This is a genomic window from Kitasatospora sp. NPDC093806 (genome assembly GCF_040683335.1).
Classification (GTDB): domain Bacteria; phylum Actinomycetota; class Actinomycetes; order Streptomycetales; family Streptomycetaceae; genus Kitasatospora.
Map to the genome: position 1 here is coordinate 19,451 of NZ_JBFBDO010000031.1, position 11,429 is coordinate 30,879.

General features: G+C 73.2%; 11 protein-coding genes. 6 read left to right on the forward strand and 5 right to left on the reverse strand.

What is annotated here, in order from left to right:
• The first annotated feature begins 99 nt into the window (after positions 1 to 99).
• A complete protein-coding gene (locus AB0N76_RS17480) occupies positions 100 to 1,317 on the forward strand; it encodes a glycosyltransferase (RefSeq protein WP_363557977.1) in 1,218 nt (405 codons plus the stop codon).
• Positions 1,318 to 1,387: 70 nt separating this feature from the next.
• On the opposite strand, the gene AB0N76_RS17485 is transcribed toward AB0N76_RS17480, so the two are convergent.
• Complete coding sequence (locus AB0N76_RS17485; protein WP_363557979.1) at positions 1,388 to 2,608, reverse strand: agmatine deiminase family protein; 1,221 nt, start codon at positions 2,606 to 2,608, stop codon at positions 1,388 to 1,390.
• An 87-nt stretch (positions 2,609 to 2,695) separates the two neighbouring features.
• Positions 2,696 to 4,120, reverse strand: a complete 1,425-nt coding sequence (locus tag AB0N76_RS17490) for a cytosine permease (protein ID WP_363557981.1) — start codon at positions 4,118 to 4,120, stop codon at positions 2,696 to 2,698.
• A gap of 157 nt (positions 4,121 to 4,277) precedes the next feature.
• On the opposite strand from AB0N76_RS17490, the gene AB0N76_RS17495 reads away from it, so the two are divergent.
• Positions 4,278 to 5,456, forward strand: a complete 1,179-nt coding sequence (locus AB0N76_RS17495; protein ID WP_363557983.1) for an agmatine deiminase family protein — start codon at positions 4,278 to 4,280, stop codon at positions 5,454 to 5,456.
• Positions 5,457 to 5,631: 175 nt separating this feature from the next.
• On the opposite strand, the gene AB0N76_RS17500 is transcribed toward AB0N76_RS17495, so the two are convergent.
• Positions 5,632 to 7,125, reverse strand: coding sequence for an SDR family oxidoreductase (locus tag AB0N76_RS17500; protein WP_363557985.1), 1,494 nt, complete (start codon positions 7,123 to 7,125; stop codon positions 5,632 to 5,634).
• 116 nt (positions 7,126 to 7,241) lie between these two features.
• Positions 7,242 to 7,484 carry a hypothetical protein gene (locus AB0N76_RS17505; RefSeq protein ID WP_363557987.1) on the reverse strand — a complete coding sequence of 81 codons (243 nt, stop codon included), beginning with the start codon at positions 7,482 to 7,484 and terminating at the stop codon, positions 7,242 to 7,244.
• A gap of 118 nt (positions 7,485 to 7,602) precedes the next feature.
• Here AB0N76_RS17505 and AB0N76_RS17510 point away from each other — a divergent pair, with 118 nt between their 5' ends.
• Complete coding sequence (locus AB0N76_RS17510; RefSeq protein ID WP_363557989.1) at positions 7,603 to 8,223, forward strand: TetR family transcriptional regulator; 621 nt, start codon at positions 7,603 to 7,605, stop codon at positions 8,221 to 8,223.
• Between the two features lie 172 nt (positions 8,224 to 8,395).
• Positions 8,396 to 9,349 carry an aminoglycoside phosphotransferase family protein gene (locus tag AB0N76_RS17515; RefSeq protein WP_363557991.1) on the forward strand — a complete coding sequence of 318 codons (954 nt, stop codon included), beginning with the start codon at positions 8,396 to 8,398 and terminating at the stop codon, positions 9,347 to 9,349.
• A gap of 173 nt (positions 9,350 to 9,522) precedes the next feature.
• Here AB0N76_RS17515 and AB0N76_RS17520 read toward each other — a convergent pair whose 3' ends face one another.
• The gene (locus tag AB0N76_RS17520; RefSeq protein ID WP_363557993.1) at positions 9,523 to 9,708 is read right to left on the reverse strand and encodes a hypothetical protein; all 186 of its coding nucleotides are present in this window, start codon (positions 9,706 to 9,708) and stop codon (positions 9,523 to 9,525) included.
• 385 nt (positions 9,709 to 10,093) lie between these two features.
• Here AB0N76_RS17520 and AB0N76_RS17525 point away from each other — a divergent pair, with 385 nt between their 5' ends.
• Positions 10,094 to 10,258, forward strand: a complete 165-nt coding sequence (locus AB0N76_RS17525) for a hypothetical protein (RefSeq protein WP_363557995.1) — start codon at positions 10,094 to 10,096, stop codon at positions 10,256 to 10,258.
• The gene (locus AB0N76_RS17530) at positions 10,230 to 11,303 is read left to right on the forward strand and encodes a glutamate-cysteine ligase family protein (RefSeq protein ID WP_363557997.1); all 1,074 of its coding nucleotides are present in this window, start codon (positions 10,230 to 10,232) and stop codon (positions 11,301 to 11,303) included. Before AB0N76_RS17525 ends, AB0N76_RS17530 begins: the two co-directional genes overlap by 29 nt.
• Positions 11,304 to 11,429: the final 126 nt, after the last annotated feature.

An 11,429-nucleotide genomic window follows, 5' to 3' on the forward strand; every position in this document is an offset into this window, starting at 1 on the left:
ACCGGGGGCCTTGCGGCAAGGCCCCTGTCGTGCAGCAGAATCGCCGACCTGGGCCGGAACGCGGCCCGGAGCGGAAGCTGCGAAATGGGGAATCACCAGATGCGAGTGCTGTTCTCGACGTACGGGTCGCGCGGGAGCGTCGAGCCGATCGTGGGGCTCGCGGTGCGGTTGCGGGAACTCGGCGCGCAGGTGCGGGTGTGCGCGCCGCCGGACGAGGAGTTCGCCGAGCTGCTGGCCCGGGCCGGGGTCGAGTCGGTGCCGGCCGGCGACCCGGTGCGTCCGCTGGTGACCTCGGTGACGCCGGGGTCGGCGGCCGGGCTGGCCCGGCGGGTGGCCGATCTGATGGCCGCCCAGTTCGAGACGGTCGCCGCGGCGGCCGAGGGGTGCGACGTGCTGGTGGCGACCGGTCCGCTGCCGGCCACCGCAGGCGCGCGCTCGGTGGCCGACAAGCTCGGCGTGCACTACGTCCACGCGAGCCACCAGCAGGTCCTGCTGCCGTCGCCGCACCGCCGCCCGCCCGCCCGGCGGGGTCAGCCGCTGCCGGACGGCGCGATCGACAACCGGGCGCTGTGGGCCTCGGACGCGGAGATCGCGCACTCGATGTTCGGCGCGGAACTCAACACCCAACGGGCGGCGTTCGGCCTGCCGCCGGTGGACAGCGTCCGCGACTACGCCTTCACCGAGCGGCCGTGGCTGGCGAGCGACCCGGTGCTGGACCCGTGGCTGACGCCGGCGGACGTCGCCGCCGTCCAGACCGGCGCGTGGCTGCGGCCCGACGAGCGCCCGCTCCCGGCGGAGCTGGTGGACTTCCTGGAGGCCGGCGCGCCGCCGGTGTACGTGGGCTTCGGCAGCATGCCCGCCCCGGCGGGCTTCGCCCGGGCGGCGATCGAGGCGGTCCGCGCGCGGGGCCGCCGCGTGGTCGTCTCCCGCGGCTGGAGCGAGCTGGACCTGATCGACGACCGGGACGACTGCTTCCTCGTCGGCGAGGTCAACCAGCAGGCGCTGTTCGCCCGGGTGGCCGCCGTCGTCCACCACGGCAGCGCGGGCACCACGACGACCGCCACCCGGGCCGGGGTGCCCCAGGTGGTGGTGCCCCGGGGCGCGGACCAGCCGTACTGGGCCGGCCGGGTGGCCGGGCTGGCGATCGGCGCGGCGCACGACGACGCCGCCGACCCGACCGTCGACTCCCTGTCGGCCGCGCTCGGGACGGCCCTGACGCCCGCGGCCCGCGCACGCGCCACCGCCGTGGCCGGCACGATCCGCACCGACGGGACGACGGTGGCCGCGCGGCTGCTGTTCGACAGCGTCGGCCGGTAGGGGGTAGGGCGTCGCCGCCCCCGGCCACGCGGGCCGGGGGCGACGACGGGCTGATCAGCGCACAGGCTGATCAGCGCACGGGCTCCTGCATGGTGACGCAGTGAGCGCCGCCGCCGCCGTTGCCGTAGAGGTTGTCGAGGTTGAGCTGGACGACGGGCCGGCCGAAGGCGGCGCTGATGGCCGACTTGGCCGCCGCGTCCTTGGCGGTGTCGCCGAACTGGGTGGTGATCACCGCCTGGTTGGTGACCGTCCAGTTCATGTACGAGCTCAGGAACTCGGCCCGGCGTCCGGGCGAGATCCGGGGCAGGCTGTCCGGGCCCTCGATGGTGAGGACCTGGAGCCGGCGGCCCTTGGCGTCGGTCGCGTTGGCCAGCACGTTGTAGATCGCCTGGGCGTTGGCGGTCCAGACGTCCGGGCGGACGGCGCCGGCCAGCTGGACCATCACCACACCGGGGGTGATGTAGCGGGCGGTCCCGTCGATGTGGCCGTCGGTCACGTCCTGCCCCTTGACCCCGGGCAGCCAGATCATCTTGGTGGCGCCGAACCGGGCGAGCAGCTCCGCCTCGATCTGGGCCTTGGTCTTGCCGGGGTTGCGGTTGGAGTTCACCCAGCAGCTCTCGGTCGCCATCAGGGTGCCGTCGCCGTCGTACTCGACGCCGCCGCCCTCGCCGACCACCGACGCCTTGGTGAGCGACAGGCCCTGGTAGGCCGCGATCTTCGAGGCGACCACCCGGTCCTTGTCGTACGCGGAGGCGGGGAGGCCGTAGAAGGTGGTGGCGTTCTCGCCCCAGGCGTTGAAGTTCAGGCCCAGGGCGTCCATGCCGCCGAGGCCGTCCGTCCGGAACAGCGGGCCGGTGTCGCGCATCCAGCAGTCCGAGACCGGGATCGAGCTGAGCACCGAGACGCTGGACCCGCACATGCTCCGGGCCTGCGAGGCGGCCGACGAGCCGTCCGCGCACATCACGACCGGCTCGTACTTGGCGACCTCCTTGGCGAGCTTGGCGATGTCGGCCTGGATCTTGGGCAGCACGTTGCCCCAGATCGTGTAGCTCGACGGCCAGGCCATCCAGGTCCGCTGGTGCGTCTCGTCCTCGCCGGGGACCCGCCAGGACGCGGCTTCGGCCGAGCCGGTGGCCGCCTTCGCCAGGCCGCTGCCGAGGACCGGGCCGATCGCCAGGGCGGCCGCGGCCGCGCCGACGCGGCCCAGCAGGGCGCGGCGGCCGATGCCGGGGGTGGCCGCGTCGTTCGTGGCGGCGTTCGGGTGCTCCGGGTTCAGGTGTTCGGTGTTCACGTACTGCTCCTTCGTGTGGGGGTGATCTACGTGGGGTGATCTACGGGGAGGTACAGGACTCGGTGGACGTCCGTGGATTCGGTGGACTCAGTGCAGCGGTGCCAGCAGCCCCTCCTCCCGGACCAGTCGCCGCTCGGTCTCCAGGTCGAGACCGCGCGCGAAGACCTTGTAGAGGACGCCGGCCACCGGCAGGCCGACGAGGATCGAGTAGTCGACGCCGCCGAGGTACTCCGCGGCGGGTCCGACGTAGAGACCGGTGATCACCATGAACGGGGCCATGCAGGCCAGCCCGATCAGGTAGGCGAGATTGCCGCGCCAGCCCCAGCGGCCGTAGATGCCGTTCGGGTTGAAGATCTCCTTCACGACGTACTGACCGCGCCGGACGAAGAAGAAGTCCACCAGGTTGATCGCCGTCCAGGGGATGAACAGGTAGGTCAGCGCGACCACCACGTTGGCGAAGAACCAGTTGAAGCGGTCGATGCCGACCAAGGCGGAGATCGCGCCGACGGCCACCAGCATGATCCCGATCGTCGTGACCCGGATCGCCCGGGTCGGCTGGACCGGCCGGAACGAGTCGACGATCGAGATCATGGTGAGGCTGCCGCCGTACTGGTTGATCGCCATGATGGACAGCAGCCCGACCAGCAGCACCACCACCGCGATGGTGCCGAAGCCGTCGAACAGCCGGTCGGCGGCGAGCTTCAGCGCGGTCACCGGGTCGGTGCCGGCCGGGGCGGCGGCCGAGACCACCGCGCCGAGGATGAACACCCACAGCCCGGCGACCGCGCTGGGCAGGTACGTCCACCAGAAGGTGCTGCGGACGGGGACGTCCGGTCTGAGGTAGCGCGAGTAGTCCGACACGTACGGCGCCCAGCCGAGCTGGAACCCGGCGACGAAGACGAACACCAGCATGAACGGGGCGAGTTCGAACGGCCCCGGCTCCCAGATGCCCGGCGGCAGCCCGCCGCCGAACAGCGCCACCGCGGTCACCGCCACCGTGACCACGATGAAGGGCCAGGTGAGCCAGCGGTTCAGCCGGTGGATCCACTCGTAGCCGAACAGGGCGATCACGGCCGCGACCAGCGCGGCCAGCAGGTAGCCGGCCTCGCGCGGCATCCCGGTGAGCGTGTTCATCGCCTGACCGGACAGCAGCGCGTCGGAGGTGTTGAAGGCGACGTAGTTGACCAGGGCGAACACCCACACCGTGAGCGCGGCCCCCAGATAGCCGAACTGCGGCCGTGACTGCACCAGTTGAGGCAGGCCCAGTTGGGGGCCCTGGGCCGAGTGGAACGCCATGAAGAAGGTGCCGAAGAGCGAGCCGAGGACGGTGGCGACCACCGTCCACACCAATGTGGCCCCCATCGAGAGGGTCACCACACCGGTCGCCAGACCGGTGAGGTTCAGACTGCCGACGAACCAGATGGCGCCGACGCTCGACGGTTCGCCATGCCGTTCCTCCAGCGGCACCCAGTCGATCGAGTGTTGTTCGATGCCGGTGGCGGATGCCCCCATGTAGCTCTCCTCTCGGTGGCCCCGGCCGATCAGGACCCGGCGGGGCTGCGCCACCATAGGAACTGACTTAAAAGTCAGTCAATACATCCGACAAGAACTGCGGGAACTTCGAGGCCTGGATTGACTGAAATTTCAGTTGATGTCAGGGTGTGGGACCATGTCCACGATCTCCAGACGCGGCCTGCTCCGATTCGGCGCCGCCGCCGTCCCCCTGGCCGCCCTCACCGCCGGCCTCCCCGCGATCGCCCGCGCCGCCGACGCCGGCCCCGCCGCCGCGTCGCCCCTGCGGATGCCGGCCGAGACCGACCCGCACACCCGCACCTTCATGGCCTGGCCCGAGTCCACCGCCTGGCGCGGCGACCTCCCCGCCGTCCGCCGGGACATCGCCAACCTCGCCAAGCAGATCTCCCGCTACGAGCCCGTCGTGCTGGTGATCAACCCCGACTCGGTGGCCGCCGCCGCCCCGCTCCTCGACACCACCGGCCTCCCCTCCTCGCGCGGCATCACGCTCCTCCAGGTCCCCACCGACGACCTGTGGATCCGCGACTTCGGCCCGACCTTCCTGGTCGCCCCGGGCGCCATCGCCGGCCTGGACACCAACTTCAACGGCTGGGGCAAGACCGGCACCAGCTTCTACCAGCCCTACGCCAACGACGCGAAGGTCGCCGCCGCGCTCCTCGGCCGCTACGGCGTCAACCACGTCCAGGCCCCGTTCGTGGGCGAAGGGGGCTCGCTGGAGACCGACGGTCAGGGCACGCTGCTCGCCACCGTCAGCTCACTGGTCAACCCGAACCGCAACCCCGGCGTGACCCAGGACGAGCTCGAACAGCGACTCAAGTCCTCCCTCGGCATGGAGAAGGTCATCTGGGTGGCCGGCCTGGCCGGCCAGGACATCACGGACAGCCACATCGACTGCGTCGCCCGCTTCAGCGCGCCCGGCCGCGTCATCCTCGACAAGCCCGGCCCGGGCTCGGCGCCGCTGTGGATGGAGGTCCACCGGCAGGCCAAGCAGGTCCTGCAGAACGCCACCGACGCCCGCGGCCGCGCCCTGACCATCATCGAGCTGCCCGGCCCGGAGCACACGAAGATCCGCGGCCCGGTCTCCGGCACCGGCTCCTCGTTCCTGTCGAGCTACACCAACCACTACACCGTCAACGGCGCCGTCATCGTCCCCCAGTTCGGCGACCCCGCCGCCGACGAGGCGGCCCGCGCCATCCTGGCCGCCGAATACCCGGGCCGCACCGTCGTCCAAGTGAACATCGACGCCATCGCCACCGGCGGCGGCGGCATCCACTGCGCCACCCAGTCCCAGCCCGCCATCCCCCCGACGGCCTGACCACACCCCCACCCCACCCCCGCCCCGGCCCCGTCCGGCCGGGCCGGGGGTCCGGGCCCCACTCCCACCGGGTGGCCGCGCCCGCTGATGCCCCACCCGCCGTCGGGTGGGGCATCACCCGTTCCGCGGTGGCCGGCGGGCCGGTGGCCGATCGCCTGCCCGCCGGTCGGGCCGGTCAATCGGCGTGGCGGGCGCGTTCGGTGATGTTGCGGGCCATGCCGCCGAAGACCGCGGTGTGGAAGGGGGCGACGGCCCACCAGTAGGTGTGGCCGGCCAGGCCGTGGGGGTGGAACAGGGCGCGCTGGCGGTAGCGCGCGCCGTGGTCGCCGTCCGGGGTGACGGAGAGTTCGAGCCAGGCGAGGCCGGGCAGGCGCATCTCGGCGCGCAGGCGGAGCAGCCGGCCGGGTTCGACCTCCTCGACGCGCCAGAAGTCGAGGGAGTCCCCGACCCGCAGCCGGTGGGGGTCGCGGCGTCCCCGGCGGAGGCCGACGCCGCCGACCGCGCGGTCGAGCCAGCCGCGCAGGGCCCAGGCGAGGGGGAAGGAGTACCAGCCGTTGTCGCCGCCGATGCCTTCGATGACGCGCCAGACGGCGGCGGGCGGGGCGGTCACGGTGCGTTCCCGGACGTCCTGGTAGAGGCTGCCGCCGGCCCAGTCGGGGTCGGTCGGCAGCGGGTCGCTCGGGGCACCGGGCAAGGAGGCGGAGGACCAGCGGGTGGCGACCTCGGCGTCCTTGATGCGGCGCAGGGCGAGGGTGACGGCCTGCTCGAAGCCGGTGAGCCCCTGCGGCGGGTCGGGCACCCAGGCGGCGATGTCGTGTTCGCCGCAGACGACTTCGTGGCGCAGCGACTCGACCAGCGGGCGGGCGATGGAGTTCGGCACCGGGGTCACCAGCCCGACCCAGTGGCTGGAGAGGCGCGGGGTGAGGACGGGCACGGGGACGATGAGGCGCCGGCGCAGTCCGGCCAGGCGGGCGTAGCGCTGCATCATCTCCTGGTAGGTGAGGATGTCGGGGCCGCCGATGTCGAAGGTGCGGTTCACCTCGGGCGGCAGTTCGGCGGCCTCGGCGAGGTAGCGCAGGACGTCGCGGACGGCGATCGGCTGGATCCGGGTCGACACCCAGCGCGGGGTGACCATCGCCGGGAGGCGTTCGGTGAGGTGGCGGAGCATCTCGAAGGAGGCGCTGCCCGAGCCGATGATCACGGCGGCGCGCAGTTCGGCGGTCGGCACCCCGCTGTCGCGCAGGATGCGGCCGACCTCGGCGCGGGAGCGCAGATGGGGTGAGAGGTCCGCGTCGGGCACACCGGCGGGGACGAGGCCGCCGAGGTAGATCATCCGGGTGACGCCGGCGGCCTCGGCGGCGGCCCCGAACGCGCGGGCGGCGTCCCGGTCGGTGGCTTCGAAGGCCGGTCCGGTGCCGAGGGAGTGGACGAGGTAGTAGGCGACGTCGATGCCGTCGAAGGCCCCCGCCAGGGTCTCGGGCCGGGTGATGTCGCCGGTCGCGACGTCGACCTCGGCCCGCCAGGGGTGGTCCCGCAGCCGGCTGGGGTTGCGCACCAGGCAGCGTACGGAGTACCCACGGGCGAGCAGTCCGGGCACCAGCCGGCCGCCGATGTAGCCGGTCGCGCCGGTCACCAGGCAGTGCTTCGGGGCGGGGCGCGGGGTTGTCATCTCGGCTCCTCGTCCAGGGTCCGATGTCCGGTGTCCGGGTCCTGCCGGTGTCCGGGGCGGCAGCTCCAGGATCGGACATCCTGATCGCCGCCGCCTGCCGCCGTCGGCCCGCCGGTTCAGTCGCGCGCGAGGCGGAGGAGCAGCCGGCCGCGCACGCGCTGGAGCCGCGGCATCAGGACCCAGACGACGACCGGCACCACGAGCGCGCTCAGGACCAGGGTCTGCAGGACCATCGGCAGGCCGGCGAGCCACGGGTGGAGCAGGAACTCCAGCACGGTCAGGCTCGGGAAGACCGCCGTCCAGATCATGAGCGCCATGTGGTGCTTGGGGGGCGGGCCCGAGGGCGCGTGGTGGGACATGGCGAAGAACTCCTTGTCGGCTTGTCGACCGCGAAAACTCCAAACGGATGGTTGGAACTATAGGCACGGAGCCGGCGCAAATCCAAACGACTGGTTGGAATCGGTGTACCATCGACCCATGCCCTGGGACACCGCACGCACCCGCCAAGCCCTGCTCGACGCCGCCGTCGAGGAGTTCGCCGAGCACGGTTTCGAAGGCGCGCGGGTCGACCGCGTCGGCAGCCGCGCCGGGATCAACAAGGAGCGGATCTACCAGTACTTCGGGAACAAGGAGAAGCTCTTCGGCCACGTCCTGGAAGCGGAGTTGGAGCGGATCGCCGCCGCCATCCCGCTGACCGCCGACCAGGCCGCCGACCTGGGCGAGTACGCCGGGAAGCTGTACGACTACCACCGCTCCCACCCGCAGTTCATCCGCCTCCTGCACTGGGAGGGCCTCCGGGACCGCGGCGGCCCCGCCCTGCGCGAAGCCGAACGAACCGCCACCTACCGCTCACGGGTCGCCGCCCTCGCCGAGGCCCAGGCCAGGGGCCACCTCGACCCCGCCCTCGACCCGGACGACCTCTTCTACGCGGTGCTCGCCCTCGGCGCCTGGTGGTTCAGCGCCCCGCAGGCCGTCCGCATGGTCTTCGGCGGCCCCACCACCCCGGAGGACGAACGCGCCTCGATGGTCCGCCTGGTCCGCCGCCTCGTCGGAACACCACCGTCGGAAACGAACCGAGGATCCACACCGTCCTCGTAAATGGTTCGAGGCGGCACCGTCCCCTTTGTTATCGTCCGTCCATGACTTGGTTCTTCTTCGTCTGAGCCCGCGCGCGGCGGCCATGGCCGCCGTTTCTGCCGCCCGTCGGCCTCTCCACTTGCCAGAGGTCGCGGTCCCGCACGCCCACACGCTCAACCGAAACGATGGAGCCATGACCACCACCTTCCTGACGCCGCAACAGCGCGCCGCCCGCACCTCCGCCGCCGTCGGGGCGGCCGTCGCGGCGGGGCGCGAGCTCGGCCTGACCGTCACCGACCCCAGGGTGCTGCACGACGTGTTCTCCGTCGTCGTCCACCTGGCGCCGTCGCCCGTCGTGGCCCGGGTCCCCACCGTCCTGCCGTTCCCCGACGACCTGGCCCCGCTCGCGCGCCGCCAGCAGGACGAGCTGGACGTCACGCGGTGGCTCGCCGACCAGGGGGTCCCCGTGATCGCGCCGAGCGCGCTCGTGCCGCGGGAACCCGTGCGGCGGGACGGGTTCTCGATGACGTTCTGGCCGTTCGTCGCGGAGGACCACGGCAAGGCACCCGACTACGTGGCGAACGCCGAGAGCGTCGCCGGGCTGCACGGGGCCATGCGCGGCTACCCGGGCCGCCTGGAGTTCATGTCCGCCGTCGAGCCGCGGTTCATCACCGAAAGCCTCACCCGGCTCGGCCGGGACCCCGGCCTGATCGGCGCGGCCGAGCTCGACCGTGCCCGCCGCGAGTGGCAGGTCCTCGAACCCCTCGTCCGCTCGCGCAGCGCCTTCGAGGCCCGCTTCCCGGGCATCGACCTCCAGCCCATCCACGGCGACTGCCCGCCGGTGAACGTCTTCTCCGGGGTGGACGGCGACCTCCACGCCGACTTCGAACTGGTCACGCTGGGGCCCGTCGAGTGGGACCTGGCCGCGCTGGGACCCGAGCACACCTCCGCCTACGACCGCGGCGCCCGGCGCAACGGCACCAGGCCGCTCGACGAGGAGGTCCTGCGCTTCGCCAACGCCCTGGGCATGCTGCGGGCCGTCACCGCCCTCGCGCTCGCCCCGCAGCTGCCCGAGCTGACGGACCTCCTCAGGCCGGCCGTGGACCACTGGCAGACCACCCCCTTCGCGGGCGGCCTCGGCGACTGACACGGCGCCCTTCGAGCCCGGCCGCACAGCACCACGCACCGCCGGTGCCCAGGGCGGACGGATGGGCAGCTGAACCCGAAGGGCGGGCCCGGTCGTCACCGGGCCCGCCCTTCGCCCCCCCGGACGGCCGCGGGTCAAACGCCGTTCCGGGGCAGACGGGCGCGCTGGCGCCCTCACCGTCCGAGCCCCCGGCCATCGAAGCAGGCGCAGAGCACCGCGAACGCGAGCACGAGCGCCAGGGCCCAGCACGCCGCGAACGCCCCCAGCACGGGTGCGGCGGACGCCCGCAGGCCGACCACGAGCAGGCCCGGCGACAGCAGGGCGAGCGCCGGCACCGTCCGCGGCCGAAGCCCGCGCACCGCCGCCCGGAAACGCCCCGAGGCCCGACCGATTCGTCGCGCTTTCTCCGGGTAGGCGCGGGCCGGTAGACCCCCATGCCCCCCATGCCACGGAGGTGCCACGATGACGATCCCGACGCCCCCCGATCCGGACACCACGCCGATCCCCCCCGCCCCACCCCAACCCCGCACCCCGCCCAGGCGAGGAGCCGCACCCGGCTCCCCCGCCCATTCCGCCGTTCCCGGACCCCGGTCCCCTCCCGGACCCGGGCCCGCCACCGGTGCCCCAGCCCGACCGGCGCGCGGGCCGTCAGGGCTCCGCCCGGACGGTGGACATGCCGCGGTTTCCCTTCGGCGGTACGGGACATCCGCCGGGCGGTAGGTTCCGTCCCGGGAGTGCAGCTTCATGACACGCAACTGCTCCGTACGCGGCGCGGCCCAGCCGGTGGGGTCCGCGGACGGCGTGCTCAAGTTCGGTGTGGAGGAGGAGTTCCTGCTGGTCGACCCGGCCACGCGGGTCACCTCGCCGCGCGCACCTGGTGGTGCCGGACGCCGCCCGGACGCTCGGTGAGCGGGCCCAGCACGAGATCCTGGCCACCCAGGTCGAGGCGTGCACCCGGCCAGTCACGAGTGCGGCGGGGCTGTACGCGGAACTGGTCGCCGCTCGCCGGGCCATGGTGGCGGCGGGCGAGAACACCGGGTGCCGCCTGGTGGCCACCGGGACCCCGGTGCTGCCCAGCAGCCATCCGCTGCCGGTCACGCCCAGTGACCGCCACCGGCGCGTCGCCGCCCATCTGAACGGGGCCGCCGACCAACGGGGCGGCGAGATCTGCGGCTGCCACGTCCACCTCGGCGACCTCGACCGCGCCGACGCCCTGGCGATCAGCGCGCACCTGCGGCCCTGGCTGCCCGTCCTGCAGGCGCTCTGCGTCAACTCGCCCTTCTGCGAAGGCCGCTACCACGGCGCGGCGAGCGAACGCGCCGGCCGCTACCTGGCCTGGCCCACCTGCGGGCCCGCGCCCACGGTCGATCCGGACGGCTACGAGCGGACGGTGAACCGGCTGCTCGACCGGCGCGCGATCCTCGACCGGAAGATGCTGTACTGGTACGCCCGGCCCTCCGAACACCTGCCCACGCTGGAAGTGCGGGTCGCCGACACCAACGCCGATGTGCGGACCCCTCTCCTGCTCGCCGTCCTGCTCCGCGCCCTCGCCCACACCTTCCTGTCCGCGCACCGGGACGGCGAGCCGCCGCCGCGGATGCCCACCGTCGTCCTGCGCGAAGCCCACCGGCAGGCCGCGCTCGGCGGTCTCGCGGGCGTCGGCACCCACCCCTCCACCGGACGCCGACAGCCGATGCCACGACTCGTCGCCGACCTCATGGACCTGGCCACGCCCGCCCTGGCCGGATCCGGCGACCTGGCACTCGCCCGCCTGCTCCTCCACGAACGCCTCGGCGACGGAACCGGTGCCGACCGGCAGCGGGCGGCATTCGCCCACCGCCGCGCGCTGACCGACGTCGTCGACGACCTCGCCCGGCGCACCGCCGACCCGGGCACGGTTCCGGGTAACCCGGGCACGGTTCCGGGCACCGGAAGCGACGCTGTCACCGTCTGAGCAGGCGGTTCACCGAGCCCGGGGCCCGCGTGACAAAGCCGACCTCGAACAGATGATCAGCGAAGCACGAGCCGGCCGTCCGCACAAGAGTGCGACCGCACCGGAAGGCGGGTTTTGGACCTTCCG